Source organism: Sporanaerobacter sp. PP17-6a (assembly GCF_900095615.1).
GTDB classification, from domain to species: domain Bacteria; phylum Bacillota; class Clostridia; order Tissierellales; family Acidilutibacteraceae; genus Acidilutibacter; species Acidilutibacter cellobiosedens.
In genome coordinates this window covers 86,834-105,251 of sequence record NZ_FMIF01000015.1, presented here as the reverse complement: position 1 = coordinate 105,251, position 18,418 = coordinate 86,834, and the positions used below count along the sequence as shown (strand labels likewise).

At 35.3% G+C, this 18,418-nt stretch carries 19 protein-coding genes and 1 riboswitch; all 19 genes read left to right on the top strand.

What is annotated here, in order from left to right; all coding sequences use genetic code 11:
• The 19 genes from cobI (at nt 1) to PP176A_RS07555 (ending at nt 18,394) form a co-directional block, all read left to right on the top strand.
• Entirely contained in the window at nt 1-708 is a 708-nt protein-coding gene (gene cobI / locus PP176A_RS07645; RefSeq protein ID WP_071139876.1) for a precorrin-2 C(20)-methyltransferase, read from the top strand.
• The gene (cobM, locus tag PP176A_RS07640; protein WP_071139875.1) at nt 705-1,460 is read left to right on the top strand and encodes a precorrin-4 C(11)-methyltransferase; all 756 of its coding nucleotides are present in this window, start codon (nt 705-707) and stop codon (nt 1,458-1,460) included. Before cobI ends, cobM begins: the two co-directional genes overlap by 4 nt.
• Nucleotides 1,457-2,470, top strand: coding sequence for a cobalt-precorrin 5A hydrolase (gene cbiG / locus PP176A_RS07635; protein ID WP_071139874.1), 1,014 nt, complete (start codon nt 1,457-1,459; stop codon nt 2,468-2,470). Before cobM ends, cbiG begins: the two co-directional genes overlap by 4 nt.
• Nucleotides 2,471-3,211, top strand: coding sequence for a precorrin-3B C(17)-methyltransferase (gene cobJ / locus PP176A_RS07630; RefSeq protein WP_071139873.1), 741 nt, complete (start codon nt 2,471-2,473; stop codon nt 3,209-3,211).
• Nucleotides 3,208-3,972, top strand: a complete 765-nt coding sequence (locus PP176A_RS07625; RefSeq protein WP_071139872.1) for a cobalt-precorrin-6A reductase — start codon at nt 3,208-3,210, stop codon at nt 3,970-3,972. Before cobJ ends, PP176A_RS07625 begins: the two co-directional genes overlap by 4 nt.
• Nucleotides 3,973-3,984: 12 nt before the next feature.
• Nucleotides 3,985-4,165: riboswitch (cobalamin riboswitch) on the top strand.
• Nucleotides 4,166-4,264: 99 nt separating this feature from the next.
• A complete protein-coding gene (locus PP176A_RS07620; RefSeq protein WP_071139871.1) occupies nt 4,265-5,047 on the top strand; it encodes a sirohydrochlorin cobaltochelatase in 783 nt (260 codons plus the stop codon).
• A gap of 33 nt (nt 5,048-5,080) precedes the next feature.
• A complete protein-coding gene (locus tag PP176A_RS07615) occupies nt 5,081-6,112 on the top strand; it encodes an ABC transporter substrate-binding protein (protein WP_083381850.1) in 1,032 nt (343 codons plus the stop codon).
• Between the two features lie 79 nt (nt 6,113-6,191).
• Nucleotides 6,192-7,196, top strand: a complete 1,005-nt coding sequence (locus PP176A_RS07610; protein WP_071139870.1) for a FecCD family ABC transporter permease — start codon at nt 6,192-6,194, stop codon at nt 7,194-7,196.
• A gap of 2 nt (nt 7,197-7,198) precedes the next feature.
• A complete protein-coding gene (locus PP176A_RS07605; RefSeq protein WP_071139869.1) occupies nt 7,199-7,981 on the top strand; it encodes an ABC transporter ATP-binding protein in 783 nt (260 codons plus the stop codon).
• Between the two features lie 75 nt (nt 7,982-8,056).
• The gene (locus PP176A_RS07600; protein WP_071139868.1) at nt 8,057-9,133 is read left to right on the top strand and encodes a M24 family metallopeptidase; all 1,077 of its coding nucleotides are present in this window, start codon (nt 8,057-8,059) and stop codon (nt 9,131-9,133) included.
• A gap of 59 nt (nt 9,134-9,192) precedes the next feature.
• Nucleotides 9,193-9,609, top strand: a complete 417-nt coding sequence (locus tag PP176A_RS07595) for a HutP family protein (protein ID WP_071139867.1) — start codon at nt 9,193-9,195, stop codon at nt 9,607-9,609.
• A 209-nt stretch (nt 9,610-9,818) separates the two neighbouring features.
• Nucleotides 9,819-10,832 carry an ABC transporter substrate-binding protein gene (locus tag PP176A_RS07590; RefSeq protein ID WP_071139866.1) on the top strand — a complete coding sequence of 338 codons (1,014 nt, stop codon included), beginning with the start codon at nt 9,819-9,821 and terminating at the stop codon, nt 10,830-10,832.
• Complete coding sequence (locus tag PP176A_RS07585) at nt 10,829-11,746, top strand: ABC transporter permease (RefSeq protein WP_143037661.1); 918 nt, start codon at nt 10,829-10,831, stop codon at nt 11,744-11,746. Before PP176A_RS07590 ends, PP176A_RS07585 begins: the two co-directional genes overlap by 4 nt.
• Nucleotides 11,709-12,503, top strand: coding sequence for an ABC transporter ATP-binding protein (locus tag PP176A_RS07580; RefSeq protein ID WP_071139865.1), 795 nt, complete (start codon nt 11,709-11,711; stop codon nt 12,501-12,503). Before PP176A_RS07585 ends, PP176A_RS07580 begins: the two co-directional genes overlap by 38 nt.
• A 118-nt stretch (nt 12,504-12,621) precedes the next feature.
• A complete protein-coding gene (locus PP176A_RS07575) occupies nt 12,622-13,356 on the top strand; it encodes a M48 family metallopeptidase (protein ID WP_071139864.1) in 735 nt (244 codons plus the stop codon).
• Between the two features lie 444 nt (nt 13,357-13,800).
• Complete coding sequence (locus PP176A_RS07570) at nt 13,801-14,742, top strand: DUF1177 domain-containing protein (protein ID WP_071139863.1); 942 nt, start codon at nt 13,801-13,803, stop codon at nt 14,740-14,742.
• Nucleotides 14,743-14,824: 82 nt separating this feature from the next.
• Nucleotides 14,825-16,432 (top strand): ABC transporter substrate-binding protein, encoded by a 1,608-nt coding sequence (locus tag PP176A_RS07565; protein ID WP_071139862.1) that lies wholly within the window; start codon nt 14,825-14,827, stop codon nt 16,430-16,432.
• An 88-nt stretch (nt 16,433-16,520) separates the two neighbouring features.
• Entirely contained in the window at nt 16,521-17,486 is a 966-nt protein-coding gene (gene nikB / locus PP176A_RS07560; RefSeq protein ID WP_071139861.1) for a nickel ABC transporter permease, read from the top strand.
• Nucleotides 17,486-18,394, top strand: a complete 909-nt coding sequence (locus PP176A_RS07555) for an ABC transporter permease (RefSeq protein ID WP_071139860.1) — start codon at nt 17,486-17,488, stop codon at nt 18,392-18,394. Before nikB ends, PP176A_RS07555 begins: the two co-directional genes overlap by 1 nt.
• Nucleotides 18,395-18,418 lie beyond the last annotated feature (24 nt).

The window sequence follows — 18,418 nt, the reverse complement described above, 5'->3', positions numbered from 1 at the left end:
ATGAGAGGAAAACTTTATGGAATAGGATTAGGCCCCGGAGATCCGGAATTGGTTACACTAAAAGCTGTTGAAGTGCTTAAAAGATTGGATAAGGTTGTTTGCCCTCAAAGCAGAGGAGATAAAAAAAGCATAGCTTTTGATATAGCCAAAGCATATTTAAAAGAAGATGCGGAAGTAATAAATCTGTCCTTTCCAATGGTTTACGATAAGGAAAAACTTAAAGAAAAATGGGGAGAAAATGCAAATATAATAAATGAGATTCTTCTTTCGGGGAAGAATGTCGGATTTTTAACCATAGGGGACCCTACAGTATACAGTACATATATGTATTTAGTTCCGCTGATAAAGGAATTAGGTAACGAAGTGGAAACTATTCCGGGAATAACTTCTTTTTGTGCCTCGGCAGCGAGGATAAGCAATCCCTTGGCAAAGGGAAAGGAAACTTTCGCTGTAATTCCCTTAGAAGGCAATGTTGAAAATATAGATGGGATATTAAATTTTTGTGATAATATAGTAATTATGAAACCATCTTCCGACAGCAAAATTTTAGCCCAAAAACTGATAGAAATGGGTTTAGAGAAAAATTTTGCGCTGATATCAAAATGCGGTACAAAGGAAGAGTATATTTCCTATGATATAAAGGATTTGCAGTTGGAGAAAGTACCTTATATGTCAATAGTTATAATAAAAAAAGAGGGATTAATATGAACAAGGTATATTTTATAGGGGCAGGACCGGGGGATCCGGAGATGATAACTATAAAAGGAAAAAGATTAATAGATGAATCGGATGTAATAATATATGCCGGTTCCTTGGTAAACGAAAAGATATTAAGGGATAGGAAACAGGAAAGTTTAGTATATAACAGCGCTTATATGACATTGGAGGAAGTAATATCCGTGATAAAAGAAAATTTTACTAAAGGGAAAAAGGTCGTCAGAATTCACAGTGGAGATCCAAGTATATACGGGGCCATAAGAGAACAAATAGACGCCTTGGAAAAATTGGGAATAGACAGTGAAGTAGTTCCGGGAGTCAGCTCTTTTGTAGCTTCTGCTGCTGCTATTGAAAAGGAATTTACTCTCCCCGGCGTTTCGCAGACGATAATTTGTACCAGATTAGGCGGAAGGACAGAAGTCCCTGAAAAAGAAAGTTTGGAAAGTTTAGCATCTCATAATGCATCTATGGCTATATTTCTTTCAGTCCAGATGATAGATCAGGTAGCAGAGAGGCTCAAAAGCCACTATAAGGAAACTACACCCGTTGCGGTAATACAAAGGGTCAGCTGGGAAGATGAAAAAATAATAATCGGCAACCTCAGCAATATAGCGGAAAAGGTTAAAAAAGAAGGAATAACTAAAACTGCACAGATCCTTGTAGGAGATTTTCTTGGGGATGAGTATGAACTGTCCAAGCTGTATGACAGCAATTTTAGTCACGGGTATAGGAGAGCAAAATGAACTGGGCAATAGTTACTCTGACAAAAGGAGGTACCCGTCAGGCCAAGAGAGTAAAAAAATCGTTGGATAATATTAGGATAGATATATATACCCTAAAAAAATGGTCTGATAAGGAAACTTTGACTATAGATAAAAAATTGAGCGAATTCGTGGGCAGCATATTTTATGAATACGATATTATACTGTTTATCATGGCTGCGGGAATAGTGGTGAGGAGTATAGCTAAGTATTTGGTAAGCAAAACTACGGACCCCGGCATAATAGTTATGGATGAGAAGGGACAGTTTGTAATAAGTTTAATTTCGGGCCATTTGGGAGGAGCTAATGACGCGGCATGTTTATTGGCAGACAGAGTAGGAGGGCAGGCCGTGATAACCACTTCTTCCGATGTCAGAGGATTGATAGCCGTTGATACTTTGGCGGAGAAATTAAACTGTCGGGTATCCGACATGTTAAATGCCAAAGATGTTACTGCCCTTATAGTAAATGATGAATTGGTAGGGATAAAGTCAGATATAAGAATAGATATAAAACTTCCGGATAATATAGTGGAATCTGCGAAGGGAAAGGGAATGATATACATAACAAACAAAGTTTTGGACATCTCCTCTTCCAATGAAGTACAGCTTATACCTAAAAATATAATCATAGGAATAGGTTGTAAAAGGGGAATTCCTAAGGAAGCTATAATATCGGCTGTAGCAGAAGCATTGAATTCTTTAAACATTGACGTAAGAAGTATAAAGCATTTTGCAACGGTGGATCTTAAGAAAAATGAAGCAGGAATATTTGAAGCTGCCCGATATTATGATGCTGAAGTTAAAATAGTTTCCAGAGAAGAAATAAAAACTGTGGAAAAGAATTTTAGCTGTTCCGAGTTTGTGAAAAAGACTATAGGGGTTGGCGGGGTCTGTGAACCCTGTGCAATGCTTACCGCTTCGGGAGGACATTTTCTTATGACCAAAAAATCTTATAATGGAATAACCTTATCTGTATGGGAGGAAATATAGGTGGACAAGACAGGAAAAATATTTGTAGTCGGAATAGGTCCCGGCAATATTGAACATATGACCTTTGAAGCCAGAAATGCTATTGAAAAATCGGATGTAATAGTTGGATATAAAACTTATGTGGACTTGATAGAAGATATAATAAGAGATAAAGAAGTAGCTTCGACGGGCATGAAAAAAGAGAAAGAAAGATGTGAAGAAGCCTTAAAATATGCGGAAGAAGGGAATACCGTATCATTGATAAGCAGTGGGGATGCCGGTGTTTACGGAATGGCGGGAATAATTTTGGAAATAGTTTTTAAAAGCAAAAGCTCCGTAGAGGTAGAAGTAGTACCGGGGATTACTGCTGCAAATGCAGCGGCGGCTTCTCTGGGAGCGCCTATTATGCACGACTATGTTACGATAAGTTTGAGTGATTTACTTACGGATTGGAGTTTAATTGAAAAAAGGCTTCACTGTGCAGGAGAAGGGGATTTTGTAGTATGTTTGTATAATCCTAAGAGCAAGGGAAGACAAAAGGAAATAGAAAAAGCAAGAGAAATACTTCTTAAATATAAAAAAAATGATACATTAGTGGGGATAGTCAGGAACGCTAAAAGAAAGGGAGAATCATGTGTTATAACTACACTTGAAGATATGCTTAAATATGATATAGATATGTTTACCACGATTATTGTCGGAAATTCACATACCTATATGGCAAAAGGCAAAATGATAACACCGAGAGGGTATGCAATATGATATTGGTATTGTCAGGGACATCTGACGGAAGAAAGATAATAGAATTGTTGTTTCAAAGAGGATATGACGTTATAGCTTCTACAGCTACGAAGTATGGAGGAATACTAATAGAATCCGATTGTAATGCGGAAGTAATATCCGAAAAAATGGAACAAGGGGATATGGAAAAGTTGATACGGAAAAGAAAAATAGAATGTATAGTAGATGCTACTCATCCCTATGCCGAAAAGGTTTCGGTCAATGCCATGGCAGCATGTAAATCTATGGGAATAAAATATTTAAGATATGAAAGAAAGGGAAACTCCTATGATAAGACAGATGGAGTATCTTGTTTTCCCGATTATGATAAAGCTATATCATACTTAAAGGGAACTAAAGGAAATATACTTTTGACTGTCGGCAGCAATAACCTTCAGCTTTTTACTTCATCTTTAGAGATTGACAGACTGTATGCGAGAGTTTTGCCTACCTATTCTGTGATAAAAAAATGTGAGGACCTGAGGCTTCTTCCAAAGCAGATAATAGCGGCCCAAGGACCTTTTACAGAGGAATTCAATAAGGCCATGTATAATAATTATAATATAAAATATATGGTAACTAAGGACAGCGGAGATGAGGGAGGAACCGAAGAAAAGATTAAAGGAGCTATAGAAACAGGAGTAAATGTGGTGTTGATAAAACGCCCTAAAATAAATTATATAAATTTATATGATAATATATATGATATAATTAAAGTTATTGATAAAGATTTAAAGAAATAATCTTGTATAATTAAATAGCTTAAAATTACAGGTTTTTTGAAATTAAAAGGGAAAGCGGTGAAAAATCCGCTGCAGCCCCCGCTACTGTAAATAGGAACGAAATCATACAATTACCACTGGAAGCTTTTCTGGGAAGGTATTGAGAGTAGGATGAACTATTAGCCAGGAGACCTGCCTGTAACTTTTATAAATAAGCCTTCGGAGGGAAGTGGTTGTTTACATGTAAGTTTTATTTATATATAACCATAGCAGAAAAGGCCATGGTTTTTTTATTTGAGATAAGGAGGGAATAATGGAGAAAGGAATTATTGTGGCAAGTTTTGGCACCACCTTTGAGGAAGCCGAAAAATTATGTATAAAAAGCATAGAAAAGAGGGTGAAGAAGGAGTTTAACGGATATTATACGGAAAGGGCTTTTACTTCCCAGATGGTGATTAATAAACTTAAGAAAAGGGATGGAATATCAGTAAATAATGTAACAGAAGCATTGGGGAAGATGAAAAACGAAGGTATTTCCCAAATATATATACAATCCCTTCATATAATACCAGGTCATGAATACAATAAGCTCGTAAATCAGGCAGAATTGTTTAAAAAAGAAAATCAGGATATCATTGTAAAAATAGGAGTACCGCTGTTATACGATGATACAGATTATGAAAGGACAGTAAATTCAATTGAAATTCCGCAAATTAAACCTGATGAGGCATTGGTTTTTATGGGACATGGTACAGATCATAGCTCGGATACCAGTTATAGTCTGTTGGAAAAATATTTTAGAAAGGAATATTCAGACAATATATTTATCGGAACAATGGAAGGAAGTATAACGTTAGGGAATATAATACCTCAACTCTTCCGGAGAAAGATAAAAAAAATTATACTAATGCCCTTTATGTTGGTAACGGGGGATCACGTAATCAACGATATGGCTGGCGATAAAGGCAGTTCATGGAAGAATACGTTAATCAAAGACGGTTTTGAGGTTGAAGTGAATATGCTTGGATTAGGTCAGAATAAAAAAATTCAAGATATATTCATATCTCACTTAAAAACCGTCATAGAAAATAACTGATTATTGAAAAGAATATTTTAGGAGGAATGAAATATGAAAAAGACAAAGATGTTGTTATTATTTTTGGTAGTTGTGATGGCTGTATCAATATTTAGCGGATGTCAAAACACTAAAGATGTAAACGGTTCGGATAATGATGATGCTAAAGAAGAAACGAAGAAAGAAGAAGAGAATAAACCAGTATCAGAATACGGGGTTACTGTTAATAAGGATAATGTAGTATTTACAGATGCCAGAGGAAAAGAAGTAACCATAAAAAAGAACCCTGAAAGGGTTGTCTGCTTATACAATTCATATCTTGACATCTGGGATAGCTGTGGCGGAAAAGTAATAGGAAAGGTAGAAGAAGCCGAGGAAAAACCTATTGAAAATGCTAAATCCGCTGAAGTTGTAGGAAGCCCCGGTTCTCCGAGCCTTGAAAAGATATTGGCATTAAAACCTGATTTAGTCATTTTGACTAATGACTTTAAAGGTCAAGCATCACTGATTCCGTCATTGGAACAAAATAACATTCAGGTTATTGATTTAGCTAATACTTATTTAAAGGATTATTATATGACTGTAAGGCTTTTCACGGGGATTACCGGAAGAGAAGACCTGTATGAAAAACACACCAATGAAGTAAAAAAGAAAGTAGATGAAATAATAGCAAAAGTACCGAAAGACAAAAAATATAAAGTGCTAATAGTATTTGCTACTGCTAAAAATATTACAGTCAGGAATTCGGAATCAATGGTGGGGGAAATGCTCAAGGATTTAAACACCATAAATATATCCGATACTGCGGCAAATTCGTCTGATGCAAAGGTCTTCAGCATGGAAAAAATAATACAGGAAGATCCGGATTTCATATTTGTACAAACTATGGGAAGCGATAAAGAGGAAATAATGGCAAGATTGAAACAGGATGTGGAAGATAATCCGGCTTGGAGCTCTCTTACTGCTGTGAAGAATGACAGATATATAATTCTTTCTAAGGACTTGTACTTATATAAACCAAATGCAAAATATCCCGATGCTTATGAAGGCTTAGCAAAAATACTTTATCCGGATATATTCAAATAAAAAGATTGGCATGGCTGTATAGTCTTTATATAAAAGACTATACAGCTATTAAAATGCTTAATACTAAGGGGAATAAAATATGACTGATAGCAATATAAAAAAAGAAAGAATTAAAAAGAAGGTTATTTTACTGATTTTTATAGCTTTGACTGTAATCAGTTTTTTTATAAGCATAGGAAATGGAGCGGTAAAGGTACATCCAAAGGAAATAATAAATGCGGTATTCTTTGAAAAATCCACAGTGAACTATCAAATAATATGGAACGTCAGATTGCCGAGAACTATAGTAGCAGCCCTCGTTGGGACATGTCTTGCATTATCGGGAGCCATATTGCAGGGTGTTATGAGAAACCCATTAGCGGCGCCAAATATCATAGGAGTTTCCTCTGGAGCCGGACTTATGACATTATTAATTCTGATACTCTTTCCGGATTTCTACTATTTGGCACCTATAGGTGCATTTATAGGTGCACTTCTGGCCACACTTTTTATATATTTTTTAGCGTGGAAGGAAGGTGTTGTACCAACGAGATTGATACTGGCCGGAGTTGCCGTTTCTTCCTTATTGGGAGCGGGAACAAACGCCTTGATGACGTTTTATCCGAACAAGGTGGCAGGAGTTATAGGCTTCATGGTGGGGGGCCTTTCATCTACTACGTGGCAGCAGGTAAAAATTATATTTCCTTATGCAGCTATAGGGATTTTTTTGATTTTATTGATACCAAACAAACTGAATATACTGATGATGGGAGACGAAGTAGCTACAAGCCTTGGATTAAATGTTGAAAGAACAAGGTTTGCCTTTATTATAATTTCGTCCTTATTGGCAGGAAGTGCTGTAAGCGTTGTAGGGCTTTTAGGATTTGTAGGACTTATAGTACCACATATGACGAGATTGTTTATAGGTTCTGATTATAGATATTTACTGCCGGCAGTTATTTTTACGGGAGCTACTGTAGTCATGCTATGTGATACCCTCGCAAGAGTAATGTTTGCACCTATGGAAATACCTGTAGGAATTATAATGTCAGCATTGGGAGCTCCGTTTTTCTTATATTTACTAAGAAGAAAGAAGGAGTATTAAATATGGAATTAAAAGTTGAAAACTTAGATGTGAATTATGGAGACAAGAATGTTGTGAAAAATATAAGCTTTAATGTAGATTCCGGACAAATAGTTACCGTTATAGGGCCTAACGGTTCAGGGAAATCAACTTTAATTAAAGCTATGGGCAGATGCTTAAAGCCGGCAAGAGGTAATATCTACTTAGACGGAACCAATATCAAGGATATGAATACTAAGGTCATTGCTCAAAAACTATCTATGCTGCCCCAGGTAAAGAGTATAGCATCCGATATATCTGTGGAAGAATTGGTATCATACGGCAGGTACCCTCATTTAAAATTTGGGAAAAGGCTTAGTAAAGAAGATACGGATATAATAAATTGGGCGTTGGAAAAAACCGGTCTTATTCCGTTGAGAAAAAGATTTGTTACAACCTTGTCGGGAGGAGAAGAACAGAGAGCGTGGTTAGCCATGTCTTTGGCTCAAAGGCCTAAGATACTTATGCTCGATGAGCCTACTACATTTCTTGATATATCCTATCAGGTAGAAATTTTAGAATTGGTAAGGGAATTAAACAGAACACTGAGATTAACGGTAGTGATGGTTTTGCATGATTTAAACCAAGCCGCAAGATATTCGGATACAATTTTGGTTATAAAAGACGGTAAGCTATGGAATCAAGGGCCGCCGGATAAGATAATGGATGAGAAATTATTAAGAGAAGTTTTTAAAATAGAAGCGGACATATATGATGATAAAGTAAATAATTGTCCTTATTTTATTCCTAAAAATGTTATTGGTTAAAATTTTGTCCTTATTTACTTTTTGAGGAATCAATTATATTATTGATATAAATAATATATTAAGGAGTTGAATTTAATGATACAGGAAAGACTTAAAAAGGTTTTAGAAATTATGGAAAAGAAGAAATTGCCTCAGATTATAGTTTCCGATCCATCAGCTATATTTTATCTTACAGGGAAATGGATTTTTCCCGGGGAAAGAATGCTTGCACTTTATATAACGTTAAATGGGGATAATAAACTGTTTGTAAATGAATTATTTCCAATAAGCGAAGACTTGGGACTGGAAATTGTATGGTACAATGATGTGCAGAATCCTGTAGATGTATTGGTGAAATATATTGAAAAGGATAAGCCAATGGGTATTGATAAGAATTGGCCTGCTCATTTTCTGTTGAAGCTTATGGAACTAAAAGGCGGCACTGTATTTGTAAATGCTTCCGAGATTATAGACAGAGTAAGGATGTGCAAAGATGAAACTGAAAAACAACTTATGAGAAGTGCTTCAAAATTAAATGACACTGCCATGGATAAAATGGTTAAACTTGTGCCAAAGAAATATTCGGAAAAGAAAATGGGGAAAATACTTTCTGACATATGGGATGAATTAGGAGCGGAAGGCCATTCCTTTGACCCTATTGTAGGATATGGCGCTAATGCAGCAGATCCACATCATACAATGGATAATTCAACTGTAAAAGAAGGGGACTGTGTTGTAATTGATATGGGCTGCAGAAAGGATTCCTATTGTTCCGATATGACAAGGACCGTTTTTTATAAATATGCATCGGAACACAGCAAAGAAGTTTATAACGTAGTTCTTGAAGCAAATAAAAGAGGAATCGAAAAAGTTAAAGCAGGAGTAAGATTTTGTGATATAGATGAAGCAGCAAGAGATTATATTACGAAAAAAGGATATGGAAAATATTTCACCCATAGACTCGGACATTCCATAGGAATAGATGTTCATGATTTTGGGGATGTTTCTTCGGCTAATACTGATATAGTTCAGCCGGGGCAAATTTTTTCTATTGAACCCGGGATTTATATACCGGGAGAAGTGGGAGTCCGTATAGAGGATTTGGTAATTGCCACTGAAGATGGATGTGAAGTGTTGAATCATTATCCCAAGGACTTGATAATAGTAGAATAATATAAAATTAGGAGAATTTACGATAAAAGTACAAAATAATATAAATTGGGGGTATAATAATGGCATTTGATAGTTTTGATGTTGCTAAAGCCGCAATAACTCTTGCCATATCTTCAAGAGCTTCTGAAGAATCGATAATAAAGGATCTGAAAAAAAGAGGCATACTTTCCGTAGCGGTAGATATAGGAGGAGATTTTAATTCCTCTATTCCTAAGATAATAGAAAGGGCTGTTGTGGCTTCAAAGAGAAGCGGAGTTATAAAGGAGTGCCATGTTCATGAAGGTGCTGTAATCGGAGCAACAAGAGAAGCATTGATGCAAATAGGACTGAAAGCCAACGGGTACAATATAGGGGGAAAGATTGGAGTAGCACGAGCCGGAGAGCATTTGAGCGTATGTATTTTTATGAGTATGGGTCTTTTATATTTAAACGATATAGTTATAGGTCTTGCTCATCGAGCTATACCGGATCTATAATAGTTTATCAAATATTATAAATTTTCCAAATGGAACATATTTTTTATGTTGACATTTTAGGTTTTATATAATAAAATCTAATTTAAAATTATTTAAATTTTTAAACGGTTTATTGTAGGATGGAAGGGTAGTAGGTAGTATATTTTTAAAAAAGCTGAATACTATTGTCAGCTTTTTTTATACAAAAAACATAATTGGAGGATGGTAGTATGGTAAATAAGCAAAAATTGTCAGTTTTTTTAACAGTTCTTATGTTGTTCACTTCTTTAGCTGCAGGTTGCAGCAATTCCAAATCTCAAAATCAAAGTAAGGAAAACAAAGTAGCAGAAATAGGTATAATGCAGATAAGCGAACATCCCGCATTGGATTCATCAAGACAAGGCTTTATAGATGCTTTGAGTTCAAAAGGATTAAAGGATGGGGAAAATATTAAAATAGATTTTCAGAATGCCCAAGGGGATATTCCTACAGCCCAAACTATTGCTCAAAATTTTGTATCGGCGAAAAAAGATATTATATTTGCAATAGCTACACCTACGGCCCAAGCAGCTTATAATGCTACAAAGGATATACCCATAATTATAACTGCCGTTACGGATCCTGTAGATGCGGGTTTAGCCAAATCTTTGGATAAATCGGGAACAAATGTTACAGGAACAAGTGACGCCACTCCTATGGATAAACAGTTTGAACTCCTTAAAAAATTAATTCCAAATGCCAGAAAGGTAGGCATCTTGTATAATACAAGCGAAAGAAATTCTGAGATACAAGTAGAAATGGCCAAAAAATTGTCCGATAATTATGGATTTGAAATAGTGGAAAACGGAATTACAAGTACAAATGAAGTCGTTCAAGCTATTGATTCTATTAAAAAGAAGATTGACGTTCTTTATGTTCCCACAGACAATTTAATAGTTTCGTCTATGGCCATTATTTCACAAAAATGTACGGAGGCCGGCATACCCATTATAGGGTCTGAAAAGGGACAAGCAGAAAACGGAGCTCTTGCTGCGGAAGGGATAGACTATTATAAACTTGGGTTTCAGACGGGACTTATGGCTGTCAAAGTTATAAATGGTTCCAAACCTAAAGACATACCAATAGAAACTCTTAAGGATACTTCTCTTACAATAAATTCAGATGCTGCAAAGAAATTAGGAATATCAATACCTGATGAATTAATGAAAAAAGCCGAAGTAGTACAGGGTGGTGTTGAAAATTGAGTAGCTTTTGGATAGGAATATTAGAGCAAGGTCTCTTATTTTCGATTATGGTTTTAGGAGTTTATATAACTTATAAAGTACTTGATTTTCCGGATTTATCTGTTGACGGAACCTTTCCTTTAGGAGCATCTGTAACTGCCATGCTTCTACTTAGAGGATATAATCCTTTACTGTCATGCCTTGTCTCTCTTTGTGCAGGCATGGCAGCCGGATTTGTTACGGGAATACTGAATGTTAAGCTGAAAATAACAAATCTACTTTCGGGTATATTGGTTATGTTAAGCCTTTATTCCGTAAATTTGAGAATCATGGGTAAATCCAATACTCCCTTGTTTAATGTAAAAACAATTTTTTCGGGGAATATGCCGCCGATATTTGTCATACTTGTATTTGCCTTAGTTGTTAAGATATTTCTTGATTTATTTTTTAAGACAAAATTCGGATTTATATTAAAAACTGCGGGAGATAATTATAAAATGGTGACTTCCCTTGGTGTGGATATTGATAAGGTGAAAGTGATAGGGATAATGATGTCTAACGGGTTGGTTGCCTTGGCAGGTTCTGTCATGGCTCAGTACCAGCGTTTTTCAGATGTAGGAATGGGAAGCGGCATAGTAGTTATGGGACTTGCTTCGATTATAATAGGAGAAACAATTCTAAGAGTTTTTCCCTTTAAGCTGGGAACGGCTTGTGCCCTTTTAGGTTCCATACTTTATAAAGCGAGTATAGCTGCGGCTTTGAAAGCAGGACTGCCTGCCACGGATTTGAAACTTATCACTTCTGCTGTAGTTGTGGTTGCCTTAGGACTTTATAATAACGAGCTGAGAGTAAAAGTCAGAAAATGGTTAAAGGATTTAGTGGCCGGAGGGATAAAAAATGCTGAAAATACAAAATCTGCAAAAAACTTTCAATAAAAATACAGTCAATGAAAATAAACTTTTTAAGGGATTATGCCTTAGTGTAGAAAAAGGAGATTTTATAACAATAATAGGAAGTAATGGAGCAGGAAAATCTACTCTTTTAGATATCATTTCGGGAAGTGTGCCTTGTGACGGAGGTTCAATATTTTTAGGAGAACAAAAAATATCAAATATGTCTGAATATAAGATCAGCAGATTTATAGGAAGAGTATTTCAAGACACTAAAATTGGGACATCGCCTTCTATGACAGTATTGGAAAATATATCTATGGCATTAAATAAAAATAAAAGATATGGTTTTTCTTGGGGGATTGAAAAGAAGAAAATACCGGATATAAAGATTCTCCTCTCGGAGTTATCTTTGGGGTTGGAAAATAAGTTGAATATAAAAGTAGGGCTTCTATCCGGAGGACAGAGACAGGCTTTATCTCTTTTAATGGCTTCTTTGTCAAATCCCTATCTTCTGCTTTTAGATGAACACATGGCGGCATTAGACCCTAAGACTTCAAATATTATTGAAAACCTCACAGATAAGATAATTAAGAGGGGAAATATAACAACCCTTATGGTTACACATAATCTTAAACAGGCTGTAGCCATGGGAAATAGACTTGTTATGATGCACAGAGGAAGGATTATTTTGGATATAAAAGGGGAAGAAAAAAAATCTATTACTCCGGAAAAACTTTTAAGCTTATTTACGGAGAAAGAATCAGGGGATATAATTAGTGACCGCTTGATGTTCGCATAATCGGTAAAATGAAAAAACATGATCTCAGATCGTGTTTTTTTATTTTAGTTGGCCGTATTTATATTATAATATATATGTACCTTTGCTCCATTCAAAATTAAAAAATTAGAGGATAAATATGAAAGATAATAAATATTTTTTAGGAATCAAGGGGAATAAAATATTTTATAGGTTAATCAAAACCAAGCGGAAAACTGTAGGGATAACCATTGATGAAAAAGGTGAAGTCAAGGTATCCGTACCTTTGTATATTGACGAAGAGAAAATCAGGGAAATAGTACAACAAAAAGCTCCTTGGATTGAGAAAAAAATAAATGAAATTCGAAGTATGAATTTAAATACAGTGCATAGAGAGTTCACTGACGGTGAAAGCCTCTTTTATCTTGGAAAGGAATATGTTTTTAAAATAATAAAGGAAGATTTAAATGTACCTAAAGTAATAATCAATGGTAATATTATTGAAATGTATATAAGTGAAAACCTGCTTAAAGAAAACTCAAAACAGGTGATAAAGGAAATATTAATTAAATGGTACAGACAGAATTTTGCTGAAATTGTTAAAGACAGAATTGAAAAATATTCTTTATTGCTAAAAGTGAAATATAAGAAAATAAAAATAAAGGATCAAAAAACTTTGTGGGGAAGCTGCAGTACAAAGGAAAATATTAATCTCAATTGGAGATTAATTATGGCGCCTTTTCCTATAATTGATTATGTAGTTGTACATGAGCTTTGTCATCTGAGATTTATGAATCATTCCAAGGATTTCTGGGCTCTTGTGGAATTTGTTATGCCTGATTATCCTGAAAGAAGAGAATGGTTAAAAGTGAACGGATATAAACTGACATTGTAGATGATGGAGAGTGTAGTTAATTTATTTTGGGAGGTGTATTATGACAAATACAGTTTGGTCGGAAAATATTCAGGGAATTTTAAATCTCGATTTAAGCAGGGAAATGAGATTCAGAGATGACAGAAAGGAGTAGTCTTAAGAGAAGTTTATTATGAAATAAGATTGATTAAATATTAAGAAGATTATGTATTATAAATAAAGAAAGCTGTCGATTTGTGTAAAATCAACAGCTTTCTTTATTTCTCAAATATCTTTTATGCGTTAATTCAGCAAACTGCATATAAACGATTATATAATTTTGTTCATCTTTACATAGGCCAAATGCGTTTTAAGTGATAGAATAGAAAAAATAACAATAAGAATTCAGAATTAATTAAATCATTATACAAATGAAATTTATATTGATGAAATATTTATATTAGAAGGCAAGGGAGGAAACATGTAATGATTTTAAAACAAGTTATAGAAATATTTGAGTTGTTGGATAAGCCGAGTGCTAATGGTGGCGAGGTTGCAAAATATATCGAAAATTATGGAAACGATAACCTAAAAGTAAATGTGGAAACTGTAAAGGGAAAACAAGGAAGTACGGATTTTATAAAAATTTTAATAAAAGGGAAAAATGGGAAAAGTAATAATGGCTCCGCAAAGACATTGGGCATAATCGGGAGATTGGGAGGATTAGGAGCAAGGCCGGAGATGAATGGATTTGTTTCTGATGGAGATGGAGCGTTGACTGCACTTTCGGCTGCATTAAAATTAGTTGATATGAATACAAAAGGAGATATTTTAGAGGGTGATGTGATAGTTGCAACTCATATATGCCCTGATGCTCCGACACTAAAGCATTATCCGGTTTATTTTATGGATTCTCCTGTAGATATGGATACTATGAATAGGTTGGAAGTTTCAGATGAAATGGATGCAATATTGGCTATAGACACAACTAAAGGAAACGAAATACTCAACTACAGAGGGTTTTCAATATCACCGACAGTGAAAGACGGATATATTCTAAAGGTTAGTAATGACATTATAAATATTATGAAAAGAGTGACGGGGAAACCCCCTGTAGTATTCCCCCTTTCACAGCAGGATGTAACTCCTTATGGCAATGAGTTATATCACTTAAACAGTATTCTTCAACCTTCTACTACAACCAGTTCACCGGTAGTGGGGGTTGCCATAACAACTGAAACATCTGTAGCCGGTTGTGCCACAGGTTCAACTCAAGTTACTGATGTGGAGACGGCAGGTAGATTTGCCATAGAAATTGCTAAAGAATACGGGCAAGGGAAGTGTAGTTTCTACGATGAAAAAGAATTTGAATTATTAATTAAACTGTATGGAGAAAACAGAAGATTTCAAAGGAAAGGGAATATATAGTTTTAAATACTAAATATGTTGATAACTCAGTGAACAACTATATTTAGGTTAAAATAATGATTTATTATGAGGAGGAAAAGGAATGAAAAAGAAACTATTATTACTGTTTTTAGTTTTTACCATGGTATTATCATTAGCATTGACTGGTTGCGGCAATAAAGAAACCGCCGATCCATCAACCGGTAACAAAAATACAACAGATGATAATTCCTCCGATAGTCCAAAAGAAGGCGGAATGTTAACTGTTGCATTGGCTGCTATCCCTAAGACATTAGATCCTGTTAAATATACCGGTATATATGAGTCAAATGTTATTCACAGCATAGCCGATACTTTAGTTTATTATAACAAGGCACTAAACAAAATAATTCCGGGGTTAGCAACAAAGTGGGAAATATCAGACGATCTCAAAACGTATAAATTCACTTTAAGAGATGATGTATATTTTCAAAAAGGTAAATTCCAAGACGGAAGAAAAATGACAGCTGAAGATATTAAATACAGCCTTGAAAGATCAGCAAAAGAATCTGTTATGAAAAGATTAAGAATGTTAGAAAGTGTTGAAGTTGTATCCGATACAGAAATTATTTGTCATTTAACAGAGCCAAATGCAGCCTTTTTAACGGTTCTAACGGATGCAGGCAATGTTATAGTTCCAAAGGAAGAAGTTGAAGGTTGGGGAGAAGATTTTGGTACTCATTTAGTTGGTACAGGTCCCTTTGCATTTAAAGAATGGAAAAACAGCGATAGCATTGTTCTTGAAAAATCGAAGAATTATTGGGGAGAAAAACCGCATTTAGATGGTGTTACTTTCAAATTTATAACGGATCAAAATATGATGACAAACGCACTAAGGACCGGAGAAATTGATGTAGCTACAGATGTAACGGGTGAAAGTATACAGGCTATAAAGTCTGATTCAAATTTGGTATTGAATGAAAAGCCGGCACTAAAGATAATATATATGTCGATGAACTTGATGGAAGGACCTACGAAGGACCCGAAGGTAAGAGAGGCAATTATTTCAGCAATAGATGTAGATGCGATGGTTAAGGGTTTATATCCGTGGGGAGAAGCACAAAGAGCGTATTTAGCATTACCTACAGGATCCTGGGGATATGATGCATCTTTGGAAAAAGAAGTGCCGAAATATGATCCTGAAAGAGCAAAACAACTGATGAAGGAAGCCGGATATCCCGATGGTTTTAAAACCGAAATATATGTATCGGGAAGTGATAAAGCTGCAGTTATAATACAGGATTATTTAAAGAAAAATCTAAATATCGACGTTAAGATAAACTTACTTGAATGGGGAACGTTCAGTGAAGTGGTTTCCAAGGGAAAAGCTCCGATGTATGCTATGTCATGGACATGGTATCCTGACCCTGATTTCTTCTTGTATCAGATGTTTCATAGCAAACAAATCGGCTCTTTAGGGAATGGTCAGGGATTTAACGACTCCAAAGTAGATGAATTGTTAGATAAGGCAGTATCAGAGACTGCCGATCAAAATGAAAGGGCAAAATTATACAAAGAAGCTTTAAAAATAATTACTGAAAACAATGGAAGAATTAATTTTGCGAATGGAAAGATTATAGATGGGATAAATAAGAAGGTACACGATTTTGAAAGAGGTTCTGATGGTACTATATTCATTACGAATCCAGAAATAAATGTATGGAAAGAATAAGTCTTAAAAGGTAAAATTGAAAAGTCCTATATAGCGATATATAGGGCTTTTCAATAATCTTTAACAGAGAAGGTTGAGGTGAGCTGGATTGATTAAATATTCATTAAAAAGAATACTGGAATTAATACCAACTGTATTTGTAGTAGTGTTTATAGTATTTGTCGTAACCCGTGTCATTCCTGGGGATCCTGCGGCTGTTATGTTAGGACCTCAAGCCAGTGTAGAAGCTGTAGAAGAACTAAGAGAGAACTTAGGTTTAAACGATAGTATAGCAGTACAGTTTGGCAGGTATTTGAAAGGAGTTGTACATGGGGATTTAGGTAAATCCTATTATTACAACCAACCTGTTACAAAACTTATAAGTGAAAGATTTCCCAATACTTTGGTATTGGCTGTTATAAGTATAATAATCGGACTTTTGATAGGTATACCTGTGGGAGTAGTATCGGCAACTAAACAATATTCAGTTTTTGATTATATATCTATGATTTTAGCCTTAGTTGGCATATCGGTACCTATATTTTGGTTAGCTATGATGGCAGTGTTGTTATTTAGTGTAAACCTCGGATGGCTGCCGTCTGTAGGAATGGGCGAAGGGGGTTTGATAGATATTATAAAACATTTAATTTTACCTTCACTTTGCCTTGCAACAGGACCTACAGCTACCTTTGCCAGGTTTACCCGTTCGAGTATGTTAGATATAACTAAACAAGATTATATAAAAACAGCTCATGCGAAGGGACTAAAGGAAAAATTGGTTATATGGAGGCATGCATTTAAAAATGCTTTACCTCCTATTATTACTATAGCAGGTATGCAATTTTCGTCGTTATTATCCGGTGCGGTTTTGACAGAGACCATATTTAGTTGGCCCGGATTAGGGAAGTTAATAGTTGATGCAATACAAAACAGAGACTATACTCTTGTCCAAGGAAGTGTTGTATACATGGCCTTTGTATATATAATAGTAAATCTGGCAGTTGATATTTGCTATGCATTTTTAAATCCAAAGGTTAAAGCTTCCTTTGAAGGCAACGGAGGTGGAGAAGGATAATGACTGATGGAGATAAAAACAGATTAGTTGAACAGGAGAAGAAAGATTTAGAAACAATGAAAAGAGAGCAGAAGGCCAATAGCTTTATGAAAAAGCTGTTAAGGAATAAAACTGCAGTTATAGGCCTTGTAATCATTGTATTTGTAACATTTTCGGCTATTCTTGCACCGGTGTTGGCACCTTATGATCCTACTGCGGTTAATTTAACTGAAATATGTTTGAAACCGGGAACAAAGGGGCATATTCTGGGAACAGATGAATATGGAAGAGACCTGTTGAGTAGGGTTATATATGGTTCGAGAATATCCATTGTTGTTGGTGTCGGAGCTACACTTTTGGGAGCTTTTTTGGGAATTGTTCTTGGGCTGATTTCAGGATATAATGGCGGAATTATAGATACGATAATCATGAGGATTATGGATGGCATGTTTGCATTCCCGTTTATACTTTTGGCTATAATACTTATGACCGTACTCGGCAGTGGTGTAAACAATGTAATATTTGCCATAGGCGTTGCCAATATACCGTACTATGCGAGAATCGTAAGAGGTCAAGTTTTGATTGTTAAAGAGGAAGATTATTGTCAAGCAGTTAGAGCCTTGGGAGCCTCTAACTATAAAATAATAAAAGATCACATATTGCCCAATATTGCTTCTCCTATAATTGTTTATGCTACTTTGAATATAGCCGGAACTATTATTTCTGAAGCGGGACTTAGTTTTTTAGGTTTAGGGATTCAACCACCAACTGCATCCTGGGGGAATATTCTAAAGTCAGGAAAAGACTACTTGCTGACATCCCCTCATATAGCAACATTTTCCGGTCTGGCCATATTGATTACAGTTATTGGTTTTAATCTTTTTGGTGATGGCGTAAGGGATGCATTAGATCCGAAGATGAACAAATAGTGTTAAATAATATTAGATGGTGGT